The sequence below is a fragment of the Veillonella sp. 3627 genome (genome assembly GCF_003992195.1).
Taxonomy (GTDB): Bacteria; Bacillota; Negativicutes; order Veillonellales; family Veillonellaceae; genus F0422.
Map to the genome: position 1 here is coordinate 22,732 of NZ_RQVG01000002.1, position 24,825 is coordinate 47,556.

Genomic DNA, 24,825 nt, shown 5'->3' on the forward strand with positions numbered 1-24,825 from the left:
AATATATATACAAGCTATTGTCTACATCCTCTAGAAAAAATATATAAAATTATGAGATTATATAAAAGAATGTAATCCATTTTTAAGCATACGCTAAGATATTAAATACACGTAATCGGCTTTCAAAGGTGTTTCTTAGAAACACATGAAAGCCTTTTTACTGTCTAACCATAGTAATTCACTAGCATTAATTGACATTCTATAGAAAATAGTTTACTATTATCAAATATAAAAGTTTATATTGTTTAAGGAGGTTTTACTATGACGGACTCGCAACAAGAGTTAAAGCGTGGTCTTAAAAATCGCCACGTTCAATTATTAGCCATGGGCGGTGCCATCGGTACAGGTTTATTCCTCGGCTCTGGGCGATCTATTAGTTTAGCGGGCCCCTCTATCCTCCTCACGTATCTAATTACAGGTATTATCTGTTTCTTTATGATGCGTGCTTTAGGAGAGTTATTGCTTTCCAATTTGAATCACCATTCTTTCATTGACTTTGTAGAAGAATATTTAGGTGACCGAGCGGCCTTCATTACAGGTTGGACCTATTGGTTCTGTTGGCTTTCACTGGCCATGGCGGACTTAACTGCGGTCGGCTTGTACATGCAGTACTGGATACCGTGGATGCCACAATGGATACCGGCCCTCATCGTACTAGGCATATTACTAGTTATGAATTTGACAGCGGTAAAACACTTTGGTGAAATGGAGTTTTGGTTCGCTTTAATAAAAGTAATCGCCATCGTATCACTCATCATCATTGGTCTTATCATGATCCTCACAGGATTCACTACCAATGCTGGTGCAGCTGCCTTTGAAAATCTATGGAATTACGGCGGTTGGTTCCCAAATGGGACCATGGGCTTTATACTTTCCTTTCAAATGGTAGTATTTGCTTTCACAGGCATTGAACTAGTAGGCCTCACAGCTGGGGAAACGGAAAATCCAAAAAAAGTTATCCCTATGGCCATTAATAATATTCCATTGCGAATTATTCTATTCTATATCGGATCTCTTGCAATCATCATGAGTATATACCCATGGATTGCAGTAGACCCAAATTCTAGTCCCTTCGTGGCTGTGTTTAATGCAGTGGGTATCCTGGCTGCTGCGAGCATCGTAAACTTCGTTGTTTTAACATCGGCGGCGTCTGCTACGAACTCTGGCATCTTCTCCACGAGCCGTATGATCTACGCATTATCCAAACGTGGACATGCGCCGAGCCGAATGAAACGATTGACGAACCATGCCGTACCATATCAGGCAACACTATTCTCCGCTGCGGCCTTACTATTTACCGTAGTCTTGAACTACGTCATGCCTGAAAGCGTATTCATCATGATTACGTCCATCTCCACATTCTGCTTCATCTATATTTGGGCCATCATCGTCGTATGCCATCTCAAATATCGTAAGCAAAGACCAGAACTGGCGAAGCAATCTACTTTCAAAATGCCACTGTACCCATTCATGAATTACCTGATCCTAGCGTTCTTCCTATTCATCTTGGTCGTACTAGCATTGCAAAGTGACACACGCATCGCCCTCATGTTTACACCATTCTGGTTCATCCTACTATGGGCCTTCTACTCCATGTTGGCACCTAGCGATGACGATGAAAGCAACAATAACTAATACAAAAACATAAAAAAAGATCACGATGTACTCCAAATACTATGACTTATCATTTGTGAGGAGAATACCGTGATCTTTTTGATTGTACTATGCTTTGACAAATTCATTTATGTGTATACTATAACAATATCATATGTCGTTCATAGCAACAGAGAGTTATACATAACAATTTTTGTAATTTCTATAAAAATATGGTATACTATATGTAATAAAAAGAAGGGCCACCAACGTGTCGAAGGCGTTAGGCTCATCTCAAAAGTGCTAAAGTAGATACGCCTAACGTATTAAGGTCTAGGAAACCTTATGTCGTTAGGCGTTATCATTAATTATTTGAACAAATCAATGATTTGTACTAGTAAGTCTAAAATTAAAATCATTAAATAGATTTTTTCAAACTTTGTCATAGTACCACCTCCTCCTATAGTTAGGAAGAGATGAGCCCAACTCACGTCGGTGACCCTTCTGTATTTTCATTATAGCATAAACTATGCAAAACGTTATCTTTTGAAAGATATTTTTTTAGAAAATAGATAATCTATCCATAAGGAACGCAGCACTAGCGTAGAAGATCCTGCGGCGCCCTTATTGACTAAATCAAACAACACCAAAAACGAGCAACATGTTCCGGAGCAAACCTAACCACTGTATCAGTTTGTGGAGGAATATGTTGCTCGTTTCCTTTGCTATATAAACAAGCACCACAAGATTTCATAACAAAACAAGTGACGCCCACCTGTGGATGAGTTCATTCCGTGTGGTATCAAAATTAATCCACGTAAGAAACGAGCAACAATTCCTTAAGATACACTACCAATGATAGCGTCTCTGTGGCGTTTCTTTATTACCTAAATACAACAAACACAAGAAGAGCACGGTGTGCCCCGAACAAACATTATGAAATACCGTTTGTGAGGGGTATACCGTGCTCTTCCCTTTGCTAGCTTAAATCCCGTACGCCACAGACTTCATAGGGAAACAAGTATCCATTCTCTCCTCGGCGCCCCACCTGTGGATGAGTTCTTTCCATAGGGCATCAAAATCAATCTATGCAAGAAACGAGCAACATATTCCGGAGCAAACCTACCGTAGGATCAGTTTGTGGAGGAATGTGTTGCTCGTTTCCATTATTTCAAACGCCGAAAGAACTCATACACAGCAAGCGCCGCTTTTTTGTTCATTCCCTCAACGCTTTCCAATTCTTCCAACTCCGCCACTCGCATGGCATCTAAATTACCAAAGTGCTTATACAGCGCTTTTCTTCGTTTCGGACCGATCCCCTCAATATGGTCGAGAACAGATTCTAAGTTCCGCTTTCCACGCAATCTACGATGGTAGGTAATAGCAAATCGATGGGCTTCGTCACGAATTTGTTGTAGTAGTTGTAATTCTGGCGTATGGTGTTCTAGAATAATACTTTCTGACTCCCCTTCGACGAATACTTCTTCGATTCGTTTTGCCAAAGATATAACAGGTACATCAGTAACACCCATAGCACGGATGACTGGTAATGCTGCATTTAACTGACCTTTACCACCATCAATAATAATTAAATCTGGCATAGGCCAATCTTTTTCATTACCGTAGCGCCGTTCCATAATCTCCGCCATGGACGCAAAATCATCAGGCTTCCCTTGTACTGTTTTCAGCTTGAATCGACGATACTCTCGTTTCGCTGGCTTTCCACCTTCAAAGACCACCATGGATGCCACCGTTTCTGCCCCTTGCATATGAGAAATATCGTAACATTCCATACGCTCTGGCAATCTTGGCAAGTCGAGTACTTCTGCTAATTTTTTCACAGCCCCACCGGACTTATCTATTGTGTATTGCCACTGACGACGACGTTCTGCCAAGAAGTTCTGAGCATTTTCCTCCGCCATCTTGATCAAGTCTTTTTTATAACCCCGCTGTGGTACAGATACGTCCACTTGTTGACCTTTCATAGAGGAGAACCATTCACTAAATAATTCACGGTCCACACTGTCCATAGGTAATAGCAGTTCTTTAGGAATGAATGTAGATCCTCCATAATACTGTTTGATGAACTCCGTCATCACTAAATCTGGACTATCCCCTTCATGTTGGACAAAGTAATTTTCTCGTCCCAATAAACGACCACTGCGAATGAAAAACAGTTGAATACAAGCCATTGGACCATCGATGGCCATACCTAGTACATCCATATCGCCTCGCTGTGTGACCATGCGTTGCTTTTCTTGTACCTTTTGGATACTCAACAAGTCATCACGGTATTTTGCCGCTAACTCAAACTCCAGATCCTCTGAGGCTTGCTCCATCTTGGACGTAATCTCTTGGATGACTTGGACTTGTTTTCCTTCAAAAAGGGCTACAATGTCATCGATATATTTACGATAGGCCTCCACCGTTACATACTTCATGCAAGGACCTTCACAATAGTGCATATGATATTGCAAGCAAGGTCGTTCTACTTTCATACTTTTACAAGTGCGCAGCGGATAATAGGAGCGCAAAATACGCAGTACATGATGTACCGCTGTGACATCCGTGAAAGGTCCAAAATACTTGGCTCCGTCGCGTTCTAAGCGACGAGTCATAAAGAGTCGTGGAAAGTCCTCTTGCACAGTGATCTTTACATAGGGATATGTCTTGTCATCACGAAGCATAATATTATATTTCGGATGATGCTCCTTAATTAAAGTCGCCTCTAGGATAAGAGCTTCCATTTCTGTTTTCGTTTGGATCGTTTCCACATCCCACGCACGACGCATCATAGCGGTTACTTTCACAGAGCGATTCACATCTTGTTGCACATAGGACCGCACACGATTGCGCAAGTTGATGGCCTTTCCCACATAGATGATACGCTGATACTTATCACGCCATAAGTAAACCCCTGGCGTGGTAGGTAGATGACTGACCTTTTCCAGTATATACGCTTGCTGTTCTAAATCTCCCATCATCATATCTTTCTGACTAGAGGGATTAAAATTCACTTCTTCTGCTTGCAACTGTGGATCTATGGGATTCATAGTGTTTCCTCATCAATCAAAGGATGTTGCTCCATATAGTGTCTTGTTTTTTCTAATACAGGACCTAAGAATTTACCCGTATAACTTTCAGGTAAAGCAGCAATCTCCTCAGGCGTGCCAGTACCCACGATGGTACCGCCACGGAAACCACCTTCTGGACCTAAATCAATAATATGGTCCGCTGTTTTGATAACATCTAAATTGTGCTCAATCACCACTACTGTATCCCCACCATCAGTAAGTTTTTGCAGTACTTCTAGTAATTTACGAATATCTTCCACATGAAGGCCTGTAGTCGGCTCATCCAGGATATATAAAGTTTTCCCTGTACTGCGCCGAGCCAGTTCAGTGGCTAGTTTCACACGCTGTGCTTCCCCACCAGACAAGGTAGTTGCCGCTTGTCCTAACCGAATATATCCTAACCCCACTTCTTGTAAGGTCACCAATTTACGGTGAATTTTTGGAATAGCGCTAAAGAAGTCTACCGCTTCATCGACAACCATGTCCAATACATCGGCAATACCTTTACCTTTGTACTTCACTTCCATCGTTTCTCGATTATATCGAGCTCCTTTACATACCTCACACGGTACATACACATCTGGCAAGAAATGCATTTCAATTTTGATGATACCATCGCCACGACACGCTTCACAGCGACCGCCTTTGACGTTAAAGCTAAATCGTCCTGCTTTGTATCCCCGAATCTTCGCTTCATTAGTTTGACTATATAACTCACGGATCGCATCGAAGACCCCTGTATAGGTAGCAGGATTAGAACGTGGTGTTCGACCGATTGGACTTTGGTCAATATTGATGATTTTATCCACATACTCTAAACCACGAATCTCCTTATGGGCTCCTACCTTATGATGACTTCTGTACAGTGCATTGGCTACACCTTTATATAAAATTTCGTTGATTAATGTAGATTTACCAGATCCACTCACACCGGTTACAACAGTAAATAAACCGATAGGGAATTTCACATTCACTTGTTGTAGGTTGTTCTCTTTAGCTCCACGAATCTCTAAACAAGATTTTGTTGGTTTTCTCCGTTCTTTTGGTAATGGAATATACTTTTGACCACTTAAATATTGACCAGTAATGGATTCTTTCACAGCCATTACCTCTGGTACTGTACCTTGCGCCACGATTTGACCACCATGTTCACCTGCCGCAGGTCCAATATCTACCAAATAGTCTGCTGCTAGCATCGTATCTTCATCGTGTTCTACTACGAGTAAGGTATTTCCTAAGTCACGCAAGCCTTTCAGTGTTTCGATTAAGCGGTCATTATCTCGTTGATGCAATCCAATAGACGGTTCATCTAGAATGTATAAGACCCCAACGAGGCCAGAACCAATTTGTGTAGCTAGCCGAATGCGCTGTGCTTCCCCACCAGATAAGGTGCCGGCACTGCGGTTCATCGTCAAATAATCTAAGCCCACATTGTTCAGGAATCCTAAGCGAGCATTGATTTCTTTCAAAATTTGAGCCCCGATAAAAGCTTCTCGTTCCGTTAACTGTAGATTGCCAAAATAGTCCACCGCTTCACTAATGGTTAGCTGTGTCACTTCATCTATATTTTTATCCCCTACACGGATGGCAAGGGATTCTGGTTTCAAACGAGCACCCTTACAAGCTGTACATGGTTTAATAGACATATAGGATTCGAACTCTTCCCGCATGCTATCCGTAGTAGCCTCTGCATGACGGCGTTTCACCATTGGCAAAATACCTTCATATTCGGTATGGAATGTTTTTACCTCTCCACGCATATTTTCGTAGTCGAAAGTCACTTTCTCAGTACTACCATACATGATTTCTTTTTGTAAGGCTGTAGGTAGTTCTGAAAAACTTGCTTCTAGTGTATATCCATGCGCTTTCAACAAGCCCTCTAATTGACGCATGAACCACGCATTAGGATTCGAACTCAATGGGGCTACTCCCCCATCTATAAAAGGAACCGTTGGATCTGGAATGACACGATCTTCATCTACCTCCATGGTACTGCCTAATCCCAAACAGGATGGACAGGCACCAAAAGGACTGTTGAAAGAAAACATACGAGGTTCAATTTCTGGCAATGAAATGTGACCATTAGGACAGGTGAAATGAACACTGAATTGGTGGGCTGGGCCGTCTACCTCTTGAATGATAACAAAGCCTTCCCCATGATGAATGGCCGTTTCCAAAGAATCCGTTAAGCGGCTTTCTAAGCCTTCCTTAATAACAAGACGGTCCACAACAATTTCAATATTGTGTTTCTTATTTTTATCTAAATTAATTTCGTCCTCAAAGGTATGAATCTCTCCATTGATGCGAACGCGAGCAAATCCATTTTTACGAATTTGTTCCAACACTTTTTCATGGCGACCTTTTTTACCTCGCACCACTGGTGCCATCACCATAATCTTAGTACGTTCCGGCAATTTCATGACTAAGTCTGTTATTTGCTCAATAGTCTGTTGGGCAATCTCTTCTCCACAAGTAGGGCAGTAAGCTCGACCAATGCGAGCAAATAATAATCGCAAATAGTCATAAATTTCTGTCACCGTTCCCACCGTAGATCGAGGATTACGGCTCGTCGTTTTTTGGTCGATGGATATAGCCGGTGAAAGCCCCTCAATGTAATCTACATCAGGTTTATCCATTTGCCCTAAGAACTGGCGAGCATAAGCAGATAAGGACTCTACATATCTCCGTTGGCCTTCTGCATAAATCGTATCAAAGGCTAGGGATGATTTACCAGATCCACTTAATCCTGTTAATACGATGAATTGATTTCTTGGTAGAGCCACGTCAATATTCTTCAAATTATGTTGACGGGCTCCTTTAATAATTAATTGATCTTTCAAAATAACTCCTATTCTTCATTCATGTCTGACCAAATTTGGCGCAATCTGCCCAATTCATCACGCAACTCTGCAGCTCGTTCAAATTCTAATTGTTTTGCCGCTGCTTTCATGAGGCGTGTAGTCTCTTCAATGGCATTGTACACATTTTCTTTCGTTTCGTACTGCGGTTTCTGTGAAAGTGGTTGCCCTCTTTCTGCCACCACTTCTATCGGCGCTGTACTGTCATACACCACAGGACTATCTGCTTTAGGCTTGCGACCTTTTTTAGGAGCAGCCACTTCGCCTTCTACTTTGGTCAACTCAATTAAGTCTTTCACTTCCTTACGCACTGTGCGTGGTGTAATACCATGCTCTGTGTTGTAGGCCTCTTGTAGAGCCCGACGACGTTCTGTTTCATCCATCGCTCGTTGCATAGATCCCGTAATGCGGTCCGCATACATAATAACTTTCCCTTTTTCATTACGAGCCGCACGACCTATGGTCTGAATTAAGGACGTATCACTGCGCAAGAAACCTTCCTTATCGGCATCTAAGATAGCCACTAAAGACACTTCTGGCATATCTAAGCCTTCTCGCAATAAGTTAATCCCTACGAGGACATCAAAGACACCGGCCCGTAAATCACGAATGATATCGGCACGCTCAATGGTGGCAATGTCGGAGTGTAAATAGCGTACTCGAATGCCCATTTCTTTTAGGTAATTCGTTAAGTCTTCTGCCATTTTTTTCGTCAATGTAGTGACCAATACCCGTTCATCGGATTTTGCACGGTCTTTGATTTCTCCTAGTAAATCGTCCATCTGCCCTTTGATAGGTCGGATTTCGATGATAGGATCTAGCAAACCTGTTGGACGAATAATTTGTTCTGCTACATTGGTCTGTACTTCCATCTCATAAGGCCCTGGTGTAGCAGATACATAGACAATTTGATTGATTCTCTCTACAAACTCTTCAAATTTTAACGGTCGATTATCCGCCGCCGATGGCAAGCGGAATCCGTAGTCGATCAAATTATGTTTCCGCGCTTGATCACCATTATACATAGCACGAATTTGTGGCAAGGTCACATGGGATTCGTCAATAATGATAAGGAAATCATCTGTAAAATAGTCGATGAGGGTCATGGGCGCTTCCCCCGGTTGGCGGTTGGACAACAGCCGGGAGTAGTTTTCAATGCCTGAGCAATAGCCCATTTCCTGCATCATTTCAATGTCATATCGTGTTCGTTGTTCCAATCGTTGTGCTTCTAAGAGACGACCATTTTCATTAAAGTATGTCAAACGTTCAGCCAATTCTGTCTCGATACGCCCGATGGCAAGGTCTAACTTTTCCTTCGTCGTTACATAGTGAGAGGCTGGATAAATGGCCACGTGTTTCCGCTCTACGATAACATCCCCTGTAAGCACATCAATTTCCACTAAACGATCGATTTCATCGCCAAACATTTCTACACGAATGGCTCTTTCACTCGTGCCAGCTGGAAAAATTTCCAACGTATCCCCTTGTACTCGGAAAGTACCCCTCACGAAATTCATGTCATTTCGAGTGTATTGGATAGATACCAATTTACGAAGTATATCATCACGGCTATATTCCTGACCTTGTCGTAAGGATACACAGAGCGTACTATAGTCCTCTGGATCCCCTAAGCCGTAGATGCAACTAACAGATGCGACGATGATTACATCTTTCCGCTCAAATAAGTTCATTGTCGCCGAGTGGCGCAGCTTATCGATTTCTTCATTGATGGACGCATCTTTTTCAATGTATGTATCTGTAGAGGCAATGTACGCCTCTGGTTGGTAATAATCGTAATAAGACACGAAATATTCCACTGCATTCTTAGGGAAAAAGCTTTTGAACTCACTGGCCAATTGGGCTGCTAATGTCTTATTGTGAGCAATGATCAAAGTCGGCTTTTGTACGGCTTCGATGAGTTTAGCCATGGTATATGTTTTTCCTGTACCTGTAGCACCTAGTAATACCTGTGCCCATTCCCCTCGTTCAATTCCCTCTGCCAAGGACTGGATGGCCTTTGGTTGGTCACCCATCGGTGAATAGGGGGCCTCTACTTGAAAAGGAATCCCTTCCTCAGGAAAATGATGCAATCCGCTCATAGTCACTCCTTATATTCTCTATCTGTAAACAAGTAATATTCACTTGTATCTATATCTAGTAACTTCTATATTATATCACGAATACAGAAAATATTATATCGTATGTTCGATACAATAGCATACTAGAATCACATAGAATTTTCCCACCCCTGCAGGATTTTGTGACATTATATTGATTTCTCATCAAATAATACAATACACTTGAATATAAATAGATGATTATATAAGGATAAGATATAACCAGTAACAGTAGATAAAAAGAAAAAAGCTGAATACAAGATTCAACTTTTTACTTATCTGTTATACTGTCCTACCTAAGAAGTTCTACACTCCTAAACAGACATTACAATATACCATTCATTTTGTGCATTTCAGTCTTATAGCGGTTTATTCATGCCACTATCACAAGGTAATAGATACCCCATAAATGTTACAGTAATACTCATGCGCACTCTGTAAGACTATCCTTTGCCACGAATTCGACGCAGTTCTTCTTCTGTGATAGGTGTATCCCCTTGCAAAGTTTGTGTCGCTGTGTCATCTCCTTCTAACATTTCAATGAAGATGGCAATCCCTCTGTCAGACAAATGATGAGTTTCATCGCCATGATCATGTTCTAGGGAGTCCTTCATATTCTCAGCAATACGATGGACAAAATTCCATTGCTCATCCGTATAACTTTCAATACGGCTAGCAATTTCTTTCCAATTACTTAAGAGTAAGCGGGTGAGAGGTCTGTACAAATCACCGCCTACAAATTCCATAATATCTACAGCACATTCAATACTGTCTCTATCGATACCATAACCATTCATCTCATTTTGGTCCACAACGTATTCATATAATTTATTTCTAGTCATGGTCCACTATTCTCCTTTGTCAAAAAGAGCATTAGCAAATTCTTTTGCATTGAAAGGACGCAAGTCATCCATTTGCTCACCCACGCCAATCCAACGCACAGGAACGCCCAACTCTTCTTTGATAGAGATAACTACACCACCTTTTGCGGTACCATCTAATTTGGTCACCACAATCCCTGTGACAGGTACTGCTTCACCGAATAGTTTTGCTTGACTCACCGCATTTTGACCTGTAGTGCCATCTAATACTAATAAGGTTTGATGCGGTGCACCTGGAATTTGTTTGTCTGCTACACGGCCGATTTTTTTCAATTCTTCCATAAGGTTCACTTTGGTGTGCAAGCGCCCTGCTGTATCTACAATGACTAAGTCTGCTTCTTTAGCAACTGCTGAGGCACAGGCATCGAATACCACTGCTGCTGGATCCGCACCTTCCTTATGTTTTACAATGGATACGCCTACACGGTCTGCCCAAATAGATAATTGTTCAGAGGCAGCTGCCCGGAATGTATCTCCTGCTGCAATGATTACTTTTTTACCTTGCTCTGCATAGTAATGAGCCAATTTAGCGATGGTTGTCGTTTTACCAACACCATTCACACCCACTACCAAGATGACTTCTGGTTTGTGAAGCTCCAACACTTCCTCTTGAGCTCCTAGCATTTCTGTAATGCGCTCTTCCATGAAAGGCATGACTTCACCAGTATTATTGATAATCCCTTCCGTAACACCACGGCGGATTTCTTTCATTAAATAGGCCGTTGTTTTAGGTCCTAAATCACCTACTAGCATAGTAGCTTCTAAATCATCTAAAAAATCATCATCGATTTCAGCATAACCAATAACAATAGTTTCTACTTTTTTTACAAAATTATTTTTTGTCTTTTCTAAACCTGCTTTCACACGGTCAAAAAAACTAAATGCCATAATCGTCATTCTCCTTTACTTCATCAAAGGCTACAGTTAATAAGCGAGACACACCTCGTTCCACCATAGTCACCCCTTGTAAGACATGGGCTGATTCCATGGTCCGCTTACGATGGGTTACCACGATAAATTGTGTGGCATTCCCCAAGTTATGCAAATATTGGCTAAATCGTTCCACATTGGCATCATCTAAAGCGGCATCTACTTCGTCAAGTACACAGAATGGAGCTGGTCGATAATCCAGCAATGCAAACAATAAGGCAATGACCGTCAACGCTCGCTCCCCACCAGATAATAAGCTCAATTGTTGGCGCTTCTTTCCTGGCGGTTGAATATAAAAGTCAATGCCACTTTCTAAAATTAATTCTGGATTCGACGCTACAATCTGCGCTGTACCGCCTCCAAACAATTGAGAGAATACATGCTGAAATTTCTCACGAATCTCTGTAAGAACTCCTTGTAGTTGCTCAGACATCGCCCCATCAATTTCAGCAATAACGCCTTCAAGTTGTTCTTTAGCTATCACTAAATCCTCTTTTTGTGCATGATAGAATGCTAGCTTTTCTTTCGCTTCTTCATATTCCACAATGGCATTAGGATTGATAGCTCCTAAGCTTTCAATCTGTTTTGCTAAGTTCGCCTGTTGTTGTTTCCACTCATGTACGGAGCCACCTAACTGTATATTCTGTGCCTCTTGTTTAGTATACCCTAAAGCGCCCAATTGTTCCAATGCTTGTTCGCCTTGTAGTTGATATTTTGTTAACCCTTCTTGTAGGTCCACTAGTTTTTTCTGCACAATTCGTTGACGCTGTTCTTGTTGATTTCGTTCTTCTTGCAATTGACTTAATTGCAATTCCCAAGTGCGTACTTTTTCTTGTCCACCTTTACGAGCTTCTCCAATGGCTGCTACCCGTTTTTCTATTGCTTGTTTTTCTGATTCTAATGCTAAAGCTGGTTCACAACCTAAGCGTATGACATCCTCACCTAATTGGCTTAACCGTCTATCTAAGCTTGCAATATTTATTTCCTTATCTTTGATATATTGTTCTAATTGAGCTAATTCTTTTTTGCTTTGTTCTAACAACAATCTAGATTGTTCCCATCGTAAGCGTACTCCTTGCAATTCTTCATTTTGCTCACGTTCTCGGTCTTGTAAAGTTTGCTCTTGAGCAACTAAGCTAGTGACTTGCTCTTGATGTCCTTCTCGATTCTCTAACTGTAAAAGTTCATCTGCTAGCCTTTTAATGTTCTCCCCTAAAGTTATTTGCTTATCTTGAACCTTTTGTACTTCCTCATGATAGGTCTGCACCATTCCACTTAAGTTAATTTGCTCTCCTTGGGAGCGTTGCTGCTCTTGCTGCAAGCTACGTAACTGCAATTCTTCTTGTTCATAGGTTTGACGTAATCCCTTACCAGACTGTGTTAAAGCTTCTATTTCTTTGTCTAGTCCTTGTAAAGTCTGTTGTAACACCTGTGCTGTATCTCGTAATACATGAATATCTTGCTGTAATGTGTCTTGCTCTTCTTTACGGGACAAGATAGACACTTTTTTTCGTTTTGTAGCACCACCTGTTAGAGCACCACCTGGTTGCAATTGCTCTCCTGTTAAGGTAACAATCCGCAATTGTTGATGATATTCTTTTTGCAATGCTAATCCATGGTCCAAGGTATCTACAATAAGAGTACGCCCTAATAGCTGATTAAATACGCCTGTATATTGTGTATCAAATTGAATGCAGTCTACACCTAATCCCAATACATAAGGCGATGTTAAGGCTTTATGATCGAGTCGTTTTCCTCGTACCATATCCATCGGTAAAAACGTAACTCGACCACCTTGTGTGCGTTTTAAGTATTGTACTGCTTCAGAAGCAATCTTTGCAGTCTCTGTGATAACTTGATGAATAGCACCACCTAAAGCAGTTTCAATGGCCACTAAGAATTTTTCTTCTACAGTGAATACATCACCAATAGCTCCACGAATATGAGAAGACCAAGTTTCTTTCGCTTGTAATACATGTTTTGTGCCTTCCAAATAACCTTCATGCAGCTCTTCCCAACTATGTAACAGTTCTAAACGACCTTCTTTAGCTTGCAGTGTTCTTTGTACTTCTACTAATTCCTGATTTTTTTGTCGGCGTGTATCCTCTAGCTGTTGTAATGATTGACGTGCTATCTCCAACGCTTCCTCTACTTTACTAACAACCTGTTGTTGCGCCTCTAATTGCCCTTGTGTTTCTTCTACAGATTGTTTTATATCTTGTAAAGTAGCCTTCAAACGTTGCGCATCATCTTTCTTTTGTGTTTCTAACTCTTCCGCTCTTGCTAATTGATGGCGAGCTTCTTCCAACTCACGAACAACACGAATATGACGCTCATGAGCATGTTGCTCCGCTATGCGCATACCATCTAAATTAGCCTTCACTTGACTAAGAGAGTCTCGAGTGCTTTGCAAATTAGATTCCGCTTGTTTTACATCTTGTCCAATGGATGTTAAGTTACTTTCTTGGTCTTTCAAAGATGTCAAGTCACAATCATATTGTTGTGCTTTAACTTTCAGTTCTTCCTTCCAAGTTCTTAACTGTTCTTCTCCACCTTTTAACTCTTCTACCATATTGGCTTCTTTTAAGCGAGCTACTTCAATTTGTCCAGTCAGTTCCCCTAATTTACCTTGTAAAGTGGCATATTCATCTTCCATACTTTGGTTGGTTTCACGAAATGATTGAAGCTCATTTTGTGTGGTTTTATAAGTCTCTTGAATTGTATCTAAGCTAGTTTCTAATTCTTCTTGCTCACGAAGGTAGGATAAGTTTTCATTTTCTTGGCGTGTAAATAAACGATCCGCCGTTTTATATTCATGAAAAGCAATAGCTCCATCATAGCTACGCTTATCCTGTGATAATGTATTGTACTCACGTGTTACATTAGCTTTCGCCTCTAATTCTACTAATTGATCTCCTAGCGTACTCATCACATCATCTAATCGTTCCATATTACGATCTGTACTATTGATACGCCGAATAGCATCTTCTTTATTCATTTTAAAGCGAGAGATACCCGCCACATCTTCAAATATTAAGCGACGTTCTTCTGGTTTACTATTCAAGATAGCATCGATACGATTCTGCCCGATGATGGCCATAGAATCTTTACCTAAGCCTGTATCAGCCAATAATAGATGAATATCTTTTAACCGGCAATTTCTCTTATTGATTTGGAATTCACTTTCACCATTGCGATACATACGGCGTGTGATAACAACTTCTGCTAATTCTTTGCCCAAAGTGCCATCACTGTTATCAAAAATTAAGTTTACCTCTGCCGTATTGTGAGGGCGACGAGCTTCTGTGCCAGAAAAAATAATATCTTCTGCTTTTTGTCCACGCAAATGGCGTACATTCGATTCCCCTAAAACCCAGCGAATCGCATCAGTAATATTACTTTTACCACTACCATTAGGGCCTACAATCCCAGTCATGCCTGGAGAAAAAGACACTACCGTTTTATCAGCAAAGGACTTGAATCCTTTCATTTCTAGTCGCAATAATTGCATGACTGCTTCCTTTCTATGTATACATAGGTATGTTTCAAATTTACACAATATAATATATTGTTCATACTATATCCTAACCTGACACCTATTTCCAACCTCTCATCACATACTCTCTCTACAGAATATTAGTTAATCCATTGTTGTATAACCATAACCCACTATTTAAAGAGGCAAGCTATATAGTATATGATCTATCATGACATGCAATACTCCAGTATTATTATTTTCCTGTTTTTCTTGCCAAGTCCATTCTATCTGCTTATATTCCTGTCCAAAATACTCTATATTTCTGTTCTTCAATCCACGTATCTTTGATGTGAAAGGTCTTGGATATTCTACAATGACCTTATGAATCACACCAAATACTTCTAGGTGTTCTTCTATGGTTTGCTGGATAGCTTGAAGCCATTCATAATTGACTACCAATTCTCCAAAGGCAGGAGCATAGGGTCCTCCTACAATACCACGACCAGCATCAAAATCTTCTGTACTTTGTAATCCTACACGTATGATCTGTGTACCTTTGCCTTCTAAATAGGATTTTAAAAAAGCACTGTAGGCTACCGCTTGTTCTATTGTTAATGGTACATAACTACCTTCATGAACACGATCAGCCAGTTCTGTATCTTCAATGACAATCACAGGATAAATGCGACATAAGTCAGCCTGCAATTGACCGGCTTTCACCGCCGTTTTTACTAAAGTAGTCCAGGTTTCGCCAGGTAACCCAGGGAGTAATTGTATACCTAAAGTTATTCCTTCTTCACGTATCATTTTACACGCCTGTTCCACATCTTCTACCGTATGCCCTCGTTTAGCTTCTACTAGCATGGATTCCTCTAATGTTTGTACTCCTAATTCAATGGTTCTTACACCACTAGTAAAGAGCTCTTTCAATCGATCTTCTCTGATAGCATCAGGACGAGTAGACAAACGAATTCCTTGAACTATTCCTTGTTGAAATGCTTCTTTAGCTGGTTCCAATAATGTATCTTGCATTTCTTGTGGTATCGCCGTAAAGCTACCACCAAAGTAAGCTACTTCCCATTGTCCACTATATCCTTGTTCTGATACGGCTCTTTGTATGGAAGAACGAATGATTTCTGGACTGACCATCTCTTGTTGTCCTGATATACGTGGCTGATTACAAAATACACAAATATATGGGCAGCCAATATGAGGAATAAAAAATGGAAGTAATCTAGTTTTCTCTTTTTTGCTGTTCCTCATAACTGCCTCCTATGTATCATATAGAAAAAGGAGTGGTTCCCCACCCCTCAATCCTTACTATTGTATAAGCTTTTCATAAGCCTCTTTAGCTGCTGCTTGGGCTGCCACTTTTTTATTTCGCCCAGAACCTACACCTGATGGGACTCCATCGATGACTACTTCCATAGTAAAGAATTTATCATGATCCGGTCCCTCTTCATCGATAACATGATACCGTATCACACATTCCCCTTTTTGTTGTACTAACTCTTGGAGCAATGTTTTAAAATCCTTTCCTACTTTCCCGGAAAGTGCCATATTCATATATCCATGCAAATGACTCAAAACAAACTGTTTTCCCACATCATAACCACACTCTAGGTAGATAGCCCCTAAGACAGCCTCAAAAGTATCTGCCAAAATGGAGTTTCTATTGGCTCCACCACAATGCCGCTCGCCTCTACCTAAGCGTAAATATTTTCCTAAGTCTAGAGTACGACTACATTCTGCTAAAGAACCTTCACAGACGGTGCATGCTTTTAAACGGGTCAGTTCACCCTCAGTCATTTCTGGATATGTAGTAAATAAATATTCTCCTATAATAAGATCTAACACTGCATCCCCTAAAAACTCTAATCGTTCATTATGATATTCATGGGATAATTTATGTTCATTCGCATAGGAAGAATGTGTCAAAGCACGATTTAATGTACTTATATTGCGTAAAGGCAAATGTAAATTCGCAATAAGCTCGTGAAGTAATGCTTCACGAGCCTTGCTAGTTACTTTGCTACTTTTAGGAGCATTCACAATTACGCCTCGTAACGACGAACAACGATAGTACCGTTGTGTCCACCAAAACCGAAGGAGTTGGAAAGAGCTACATCAACTTTCATGTCACGAGCTCCGTCAGATACATAATCTAAATCCAATTCTGGATCTGGATTATCAAGGTTAATTGTTGGATGCACTTTGCCAGTCTCAATAGCCATTGCCATAACAATTGCTTCAATAGCACCAGCAGCACCTAATAAGTGACCTGTCATAGATTTTGTGGAGTTTACTGCTAATTTACTAGCATGATCTCCAAATAATTGTTTGATTGCCAATGTTTCATTTGCATCATTGATGGATGTAGATGTACCATGGGCATTAATATAATCAACTTCTTCAGGTTTGATCCCTGCATCATTCAATGCTAATTCCATGCATTTACGAGCTTGTGTACCACCTGGTGCTGGAGAAGAAATATGATATGCATCACCATTTGTACCATATCCCACTACTTCTGCGTAGATATGAGCACCACGTGCTTTTGCATGTTCTAATTCTTCTAATACAACGATACCAGAACCTTCGCCCATTACGAATCCATCGCGATCAGCTGCAAATGGACGAGATGCTTTTGTAGGTTCATCATTACGTGTAGACATAGCTTTCATAGATGCGAAACCAGCTACTGCTGCTGGAGAAACTGCCGCCTCTGTACCACCAGCAAACATTACGTCTGCTTGACCATGTGCAATCATGCGGAATGCTTCACCAATCGCATTTGTACCAGAAGTGCACGCTGTAACAACAGTTTCTACTGGTCCTTTTAAGCCTAATTGAATAGATACACGACCAGATACCATGTTTGCAATCATCATAGGTACTGCAAATGGACTTACACGACCTGGACCTTTTTCAAATAAAGTCACATATACATCATGGATAGAATCAATACCACCAATACCAGTACCAACTACAGTACCACAACGATCTGCTTCTTCTTTGTCTAAATCTAAATCAGCATCTTTTTGCGCAAGCACTGCCGCTGCAATGGCAAATGCTGCAGAGCGGTCCATACGGCGCGCTTCTTTTTTATCAATTCCAAATTGTGTTGGATCGAAATCTTTAATTTCACCTGCAATACGAGTTGCATAATCACTTGCATCAAATCGAGTAATTGGACCGATACCAGATTCGCCACGTAGCAATGCATTGTAAAAGTCATCTTTACCGATTCCCACTGGTGTCACAGCACCTAAACCAGTAATAACAACACGTCTTTCCATTATTCCACCTCTTTATAATCTCATTTAATCAATGGCTGCTGCCTCTGAAACTAGGCGAGCAAAAATCTCTTTCACAGGTAATATGGAGTCTACTTTACGCATATTATTACCCGAGAACACTAATCCCGTTTCCACGTCACCTTGTTGAGCACGTGAAAGGGCTTTAATAATACAGAATTTGTGAGAACAATGCTTTAAGCATCGATGACACTCTGTAGGTGGCGGTACTGTACCGTCTAATACTGTTTCTGCAAACTTATTACGCAACGCTTGTCCTGGAAGTCCTACTGGACTTTGGATCAAGACAATATCATCTGGAGCATCTGCACGAACGTACATTTTTTTCAATTCATCAGAGGCATTACACTCCACACTAGCAGCAAAACGGCTTCCCATTTGCACTCCACTAGCACCGAGCTTAATCATCTCCACAATATCTGCTCCATCAAGAACCCCACCAGCACCGATGACTGGAATATTTTTCACAGCTGCCACTACTTCAGGTACTAATTCACGAGAGGAGCGATCTGTACCTAAGTGACCACCTGCTTCACAACCTTCCACGATCACAGCGGAGGCTCCTAATCCTTCAGAAATACGAGCTAATTTAGGAGTGGATACGATTGGTACAATAGGTGTACCAGATTCACGACCTAAGGCAAACATATCTCTGGAAAATCCAGCGCCAGCTACTACGAGGTCAATACCCTCATCAATGGCCGTTTTTACAAGACCTAAAAATTCTGTAGCGGCTACCATTGCATTTATACCGATAATGCCCGTAGGCGATAATTTTCTTGCTAATTGTATTTCGTATCGTAATTCATCAAAAGGCATGCCAGATGCTGCAATCAGGCCGATACCACCTTCATTTGCAACTGCTGCAGCCAACCGAGCTGTAGACAATCGGATTGCCATTCCACCTTGAATTACCGGTACTTTGGCTACCAATTTCCCTATTTTAAGTTCAGGGAGTTTCACTATTATTCCTCCTATGTGCAAATCCACTCAGGGAGCCGAGGCCCCCTTTGTGGTGCATAAGTGCTTAGACTTATTTTGTAGAATCGATGTAATCAACTGTATCTTTTACAGTTTTGATTTTTTCAGCAACATCATCAGGGATTTCAATATTGAATTCCTCTTCAAATGCCATGATCAATTCAACGATGTCAAGAGAGTCAGCGCCCAAATCATCGATGAAAGTGGAATCGATAGCCACTTCAGATTCGTCAACGCCCAATTGTTCAACAACAATAGCTTTTACTTTGTCAAATGTGCTCATTACGTACACCTCCTTTCATGTAGTCTATGTATAGAATCTTGCGTTTACATCACCATTCCGCCGTCTACATTGAGAACTTGGCCAGTAATATAACTTGCAAAGTCAGACGCTAAAAACGTTACTACACTAGCAATTTCTTCCGGTTGACCCATGCGACCAAACGGCACAGTAGCTGCAATACCTTCTTTAATTTTTTCAGGTAACACATCTGTCATTGCTGTTTCAATAAATCCTGGTGCTACTGCATTTACAGTAATACCACGAGCTGCTAATTCTTTGGCACAAGTTTTGGTAAAGCCAATTACCCCTGCTTTAGCAGCGGCATAATTGGCCTGACCCACATTACCAGTCACACCAGATACAGATGTCATATTGATAATGCGACCAGCACGTTGTTTTACCATAAGCTTAGCAACTGCTTTAGTCACAAGGTATACACCTTTTAAGTTAATGTTTAATACTTCATCCCAATCGGAATCTTTCATGCGAATCAATAATCCGTCACGAGTGATGCCTGCATTATTTACAAGAATATCGATATGAGCAAATGTCGCAATTGCTTCATCTACCATGGCTTGTACATCGTCTGCATCGCCTACATTAGCTTTAATTTTGATAGCCTTACGGCCCAATGCTTCAATTTTTTCAACAGTTTCTTGTGCTACTGCTTCATTACCAATAAAGTTTACAACTACATCTGCTCCAGCTTTTGCTAATTCAATAGCAGTGGCTTGTCCGATACCACGGGAAGCACCTGTAACTAAAGCTACTTTACCTGTTAAATTCATTTTATTCTCCTTGTAAGAATGCAATCGCTGCTGCTAAGGATGCTTCATCTTCAACATTGGCTAATTCCATTGCTTTGTTAATTTTTTTAGTGAATCCTGTTAACACTTTACCAGGACCTACTTCTACAAATCTTGTAGCACCAAAGTCTACCATTGTAGCTACACAATCTTCCCAAAGTACTGGTGCTGCTGCTTGTTTTACTAAGGCCGCTTTAATAGCAGCTCCATCTTTTAAGATTTCCCCAGTAATATTCGCTACAACTGGAATTTGAGCATCTTTCACTTCGATATTGTCTAATTCTTCTTGTAAACGTTTTGCTGCTGGTTCCATTAAACGACTGTGGAAAGGAGCACTGACTGGCAACATAACCGCACGTTTAGCACCAGCTTCTTTCATTTTTTCAGCTGCCACTTCTACGGCTTTTGTAGCACCAGCAATCACGATTTGTCCTGGACAGTTGAAGTTAACCGCTTGCACAGAGCCTACAGTATCGTTTACTTCTCCACAGATGCGAACTACGTCTTCACGAGGTAATGCTAAGATCGCAGCCATTGCGCCTTCACCCAATGGTACAGCTTCTTGCATATATTCTCCACGTTTATGCACTACGTATACAGCATCTTTAAAATCAAGAACACCTGCTGCTACTAAGGCACTATATTCACCAAGGCTATGACCACCTACGATATCAGGTGTAAAGCCTTTTTCTTTTAAAATTTCATAGCACGCCACACTAGCTGTTAAAATCGCAGGTTGTGTGTTTGCTGTTTTTACTAATTCCGTATCTGGACCTTCAAAACATAATTGTGAAATAGAATATCCCAATGCTTCATCTGCTTGTGCAAAACGCTCTCTTACGATAGGATACGCTTCGTACAAATCTTTCAACATACCCACTTTTTGAGACCCTTGACCAGGGAATACAAATGCTGTTTTCATAAGGTTTCCTCCTACTTATCGGATAACAGATTTTAAGTTCAACATTACTTCTTCTGCTTCACGAACAATATCTTGAATGATTGTTGCACAAGGTTTAATGTCAGTCAACATACCTGCAATTTGTCCAATCATAACGGAACCGTTTTTAGTTTCCCCTTCAATAGCAGCTTTTCTAAGTGTACCAGCACCTAGATTTTCAAGAGCTTCTTTTGGTGCTCCACTGAACTCAAGGGATTGATATTTACGAGCTAATAAATTCTCAATGATACGAACTGGATGACCTGTTGTCAAACCTGTCATCACTGTGGAACGATCTTTTGCTTTCAATACAGCTTCTTTATAGTTTTCATGGGCAATACATTCTTCAGATACTACGAAACGAGAACCCATTTGAACTGCACTAGCGCCCAATGCTAAGGCTGCTGCCATACCGCGACCATCTGCAATACCACCAGCTGCAATAACAGGTACGTCCACAGCATCTACGATTTGAGGGATTAAGCACATAGTTGTAATATCTCCTACGTGACCGCCAGACTCAGTACCTTCTGCAATGACTGCATCGATACCGCCACGAAGTAAACGTTTCGCTAATAATACAGAAGCTACTACAGGAATTACTTTTGTACCGATTTCTTTGAAAGCTGGTACCCATGCGGATGGATTACCTGCCCCAGTTGTGATGACTGGTACGCGTTCTTCTAAAGCAACTTCCATAACTTCATTCACAAATGGAGACATTAACATAATGTTACAACCATATGGCTTGCTTGTGCGTTCTTTTAATTTATGAATTTCTGCACGGAATACATCAGGAGGCATATGTCCTGCACCAATAATTCCCAAACCACCTGCTTCAGATACAGCAGCTGCTAATTCAGCTGTACCTAACCAAGCCATACCACCTTGAAGAACGGGATACTCTATCCCTAACAAATCACAAATATCAGTCTTAATCATCTTTTCCTCCTTAGCACCATTTCATTACTAGACTTGCCCAAGTTAATCCTGCACCAAATCCAGCAACGGCAAGATTATCACCTTTTTGCAATTTTCCTGCACGCACTGCTTCATCTAAAGCAATCGCAATGGATGCTGCTGATGTGTTTCCATACTTAGGTAAATTAATAAATACTTTATCTTCTGTCAGATGCAAACGATCTGCTGCAGATTTGATAATGCGAGTATTCGCTTGATGTGGAATGAAGAAATCTAATTCTTCCAGTTCCATATTTGCCATTTCTAGAGCTTTCAATACAGTTTTACCCATCGTTTTTACAGCAAATTTATATACTTCTTGTCCATTCATATGAATGAAGGTAAGCCCCTCTTCACGACGCTCTGTGGTTGGTGGCAATGCCGTACCTCCAGATGGAATACATAGATGCATTCCGCCACTTCCGTCAGCCCCCATATCCATACCGAGCATACCATAGCCTTCTTCTACTGAAGATACTACAGCGGCTCCAGCACCGTCACCGAAAAGAACACATGTATTGCGATCTTCCCAGTTTACTACACGAGATAATACTTCAACACCTACTACAAGCACATTTTTAAACAATCCTGCATTGATATAGGAACTAGCTGTAATCAAAGAGTATACATATCCTGAGCAAGCTGCAGATAAATCAAAGGCTGCTGCTTTTGTAGCCCCTAAATTAGCTTGGACTAAGCATGCTGTAGATGGAATTGCCATATCGCCTGTTAATGTGGCAACAATGATACAATCGATATCGTCTGCTGTTAACTTAGCAGCTTCTAAGGCTTTTTTTGCCGCTTCTGTAGCCATATCTGAAGCATTTACACCTTCTGGTGCAATTCTACGTTCTTTAATGCCTGTTCTTTCTTGAATCCAAGCATCGCTAGTATCTACCATTTTTTCTAAGTCTGCATTTGTAAGAACTTTTTCTGGCACATAGCTACCGGTACCAATAATTCCGACTGGCTTATTCAGCATTGTCATATGTTAGGGTCCCTTCTTCTTCAATACTTGAGGAAATATGTTCAATCAATTTCCGTTCTACTAGATCTCCAGCAATTTTAATTGCTGTCATAATTTCCTTAGATTTGGAGCTACCATGGCAAATAATAAATACACCATTTACCCCTAATAGAGGTGCTCCGCCATTTTCTGTGTGATCTAATCGTTTTTTTATTTTCTTAAACACAGGAACAATCAATAAGGCTCCTAGTTTAGAGATAATGCTACTTTGTTTGATGCCTTCTTTTAGAATATCTTGTACCACAGATACAAGACCTTCTGCAAATTTAAGCACCACATTACCTACAAATCCATCACATACTACTACATCTACCGTTCCTTTTGGAATATCACGGCCTTCCACATTTCCTTTAAAAGGGATTGTTTTCAGTTTTTGTAGTAACGGATAGGTTTCTAAGACAACTTCATTTCCTTTAGTGGATTCTTCACCAATATTTAACAAGCCCACAGTTGGATTAGGTTTACCAAGTAATAACTGCGCATAGTTATATCCCATGATAGCCCCTTGCACTAGATGTTTTGGCTTACTATTCGCATTAGCACCAGAATCTAGCATAATTGTCACGCCATTCGCTGTTGGTAATGGTGTAGCAATACAAGGGCGCTCAATCCCTTTGATTCTTCCCAAACCTAATAGAGCCGATGCTACAGCTGCTCCAGTACTACCTGGTGCAATCACCGCATCACATACCTTTTCACGAACTAAACGTGTAGCCACTGCAATGGACGCATCTTTCTTCTTGCGCAAGGCAATACTGGGATGCTCATGCATTTCTATGACTTCACTAGCATGATGAATAGAGATTCTTGGATTCTCCAGTTCACCTTCTGCTTCCAAAATTTCTTTTATTTTACTTTCATCACCGACAAGCACGATATCCATAGTATCGTATTCGTGCACAGCGGCAATAGAGCCTAAGACTATTTCGAGGGGGGCAAAATCGCCACCCATAGCATCTACTGCAATCTTCATAATTCACCCTTATTCTATCACAGATTCCATAATAAATTTAGCGCGAAACACTTCTTTTATGGTATCTTTGATTGTTACTTTTATAAAGAATTTTTCTCCTCGTTGTCGCACTAATTCAGCTTTTGCTGCTAAATTAACATCGCTTTTAACGAGACTCTTATATTTAATATTTCCAACTCCAGCAATCATTGTAGGAACCCCTACAATAGCTCTTGCCAACGAGTTAGCCTGGGCGTATAAATATTGTGCCTCCACATAGCCTGATCGATCTAGCATCTCTTTCGTAGTGCGAAGAACACTGATGCCATATTGTCCTACTGCTAAATCAATGACATCTCCTACTACATCTGCCCGATCAATATGCTGTCTGTCATCAGAATGCTCCTGTGCCATTGCCTTAATCCGTTCACGTAACTCAGGAATGCCTAATGCCAAACGATCCAATCGAATGGTCGGAACACTAACTCCAAAATATGTGGCCAATTCCTCATCCGTCGTGAAGGGACTTATATTCAGTTTTTCGCGCAATAACTGTTGTCGTTCTTCCTTCTTTATACGACTCATATAACCACCTTTTATGACCAAGTAATAATACTTCCATACAATT

At 40.8% G+C, this 24,825-nt stretch carries 18 protein-coding genes; 1 reads left to right on the top strand and 17 read right to left on the bottom strand.

The window, feature by feature from the left end:
* Positions 1–261: 261 nt before the first annotated feature.
* On the top strand, positions 262–1,635 hold the full coding sequence (locus tag EO114_RS01435) for an amino acid permease (protein ID WP_127061121.1): 1,374 nt from the start codon (positions 262–264) through the stop codon (positions 1,633–1,635).
* A 1,124-nt stretch (positions 1,636–2,759) separates the two neighbouring features.
* Here EO114_RS01435 and uvrC read toward each other — a convergent pair.
* From uvrC to fapR, 17 genes are all read right to left on the bottom strand, one after another.
* Positions 2,760–4,574, bottom strand: a complete 1,815-nt coding sequence (gene uvrC / locus EO114_RS01440; protein WP_127061267.1) for an excinuclease ABC subunit UvrC — start codon at positions 4,572–4,574, stop codon at positions 2,760–2,762.
* Positions 4,575–4,642: 68 nt separating this feature from the next.
* Positions 4,643–7,507 (bottom strand): excinuclease ABC subunit UvrA, encoded by a 2,865-nt coding sequence (gene uvrA / locus EO114_RS01445; RefSeq protein ID WP_127061123.1) that lies wholly within the window; start codon positions 7,505–7,507, stop codon positions 4,643–4,645.
* A gap of 8 nt (positions 7,508–7,515) precedes the next feature.
* The gene (uvrB, locus tag EO114_RS01450; protein WP_127061125.1) at positions 7,516–9,624 is read right to left on the bottom strand and encodes an excinuclease ABC subunit UvrB; all 2,109 of its coding nucleotides are present in this window, start codon (positions 9,622–9,624) and stop codon (positions 7,516–7,518) included.
* Positions 9,625–10,085: 461 nt separating this feature from the next.
* Complete coding sequence (locus EO114_RS01455) at positions 10,086–10,484, bottom strand: hypothetical protein (RefSeq protein WP_127061127.1); 399 nt, start codon at positions 10,482–10,484, stop codon at positions 10,086–10,088.
* A 6-nt stretch (positions 10,485–10,490) separates the two neighbouring features.
* A complete protein-coding gene (gene ftsY / locus EO114_RS01460; protein WP_009353136.1) occupies positions 10,491–11,411 on the bottom strand; it encodes a signal recognition particle-docking protein FtsY in 921 nt (306 codons plus the stop codon).
* Positions 11,401–14,964, bottom strand: a complete 3,564-nt coding sequence (gene smc / locus EO114_RS01465) for a chromosome segregation protein SMC (RefSeq protein ID WP_127061129.1) — start codon at positions 14,962–14,964, stop codon at positions 11,401–11,403. Before smc ends, ftsY begins: the two co-directional genes overlap by 11 nt.
* A 162-nt stretch (positions 14,965–15,126) precedes the next feature.
* Positions 15,127–16,194 carry an elongator complex protein 3 gene (locus EO114_RS01470; protein WP_126940869.1) on the bottom strand — a complete coding sequence of 356 codons (1,068 nt, stop codon included), beginning with the start codon at positions 16,192–16,194 and terminating at the stop codon, positions 15,127–15,129.
* 57 nt (positions 16,195–16,251) lie between these two features.
* The gene (rnc, locus tag EO114_RS01475) at positions 16,252–16,983 is read right to left on the bottom strand and encodes a ribonuclease III (RefSeq protein WP_009353573.1); all 732 of its coding nucleotides are present in this window, start codon (positions 16,981–16,983) and stop codon (positions 16,252–16,254) included.
* A 2-nt stretch (positions 16,984–16,985) separates the two neighbouring features.
* On the bottom strand, positions 16,986–18,230 hold the full coding sequence (gene fabF / locus EO114_RS01480; RefSeq protein ID WP_009353559.1) for a beta-ketoacyl-ACP synthase II: 1,245 nt from the start codon (positions 18,228–18,230) through the stop codon (positions 16,986–16,988).
* A gap of 24 nt (positions 18,231–18,254) precedes the next feature.
* Positions 18,255–19,211 (bottom strand): nitronate monooxygenase family protein, encoded by a 957-nt coding sequence (locus EO114_RS01485; protein WP_126940871.1) that lies wholly within the window; start codon positions 19,209–19,211, stop codon positions 18,255–18,257.
* 70 nt (positions 19,212–19,281) lie between these two features.
* Positions 19,282–19,512 (bottom strand): acyl carrier protein, encoded by a 231-nt coding sequence (locus EO114_RS01490; RefSeq protein WP_009353552.1) that lies wholly within the window; start codon positions 19,510–19,512, stop codon positions 19,282–19,284.
* 44 nt (positions 19,513–19,556) lie between these two features.
* Complete coding sequence (gene fabG / locus EO114_RS01495) at positions 19,557–20,300, bottom strand: 3-oxoacyl-[acyl-carrier-protein] reductase (protein WP_127061131.1); 744 nt, start codon at positions 20,298–20,300, stop codon at positions 19,557–19,559.
* Position 20,301: 1 nt separating this feature from the next.
* A complete protein-coding gene (gene fabD, locus EO114_RS01500) occupies positions 20,302–21,240 on the bottom strand; it encodes an ACP S-malonyltransferase (protein WP_062401831.1) in 939 nt (312 codons plus the stop codon).
* A gap of 15 nt (positions 21,241–21,255) precedes the next feature.
* Positions 21,256–22,200: an enoyl-[acyl-carrier-protein] reductase FabK gene (gene fabK / locus EO114_RS01505; RefSeq protein ID WP_009353568.1), complete on the bottom strand. Its 945-nt coding sequence runs from the start codon at positions 22,198–22,200 to the stop codon at positions 21,256–21,258.
* A 10-nt stretch (positions 22,201–22,210) separates the two neighbouring features.
* A complete protein-coding gene (locus EO114_RS01510; protein WP_127061133.1) occupies positions 22,211–23,206 on the bottom strand; it encodes a beta-ketoacyl-ACP synthase III in 996 nt (331 codons plus the stop codon).
* Entirely contained in the window at positions 23,190–24,218 is a 1,029-nt protein-coding gene (gene plsX / locus EO114_RS01515; RefSeq protein ID WP_009353579.1) for a phosphate acyltransferase PlsX, read from the bottom strand. The genes EO114_RS01510 and plsX overlap by 17 nt, the downstream gene beginning before the upstream one ends.
* Before the next feature lie 9 nt (positions 24,219–24,227).
* Complete coding sequence (fapR, locus tag EO114_RS01520) at positions 24,228–24,782, bottom strand: transcription factor FapR (protein ID WP_009353554.1); 555 nt, start codon at positions 24,780–24,782, stop codon at positions 24,228–24,230.
* Between the last annotated feature and the right edge of the window lie 43 nt (positions 24,783–24,825).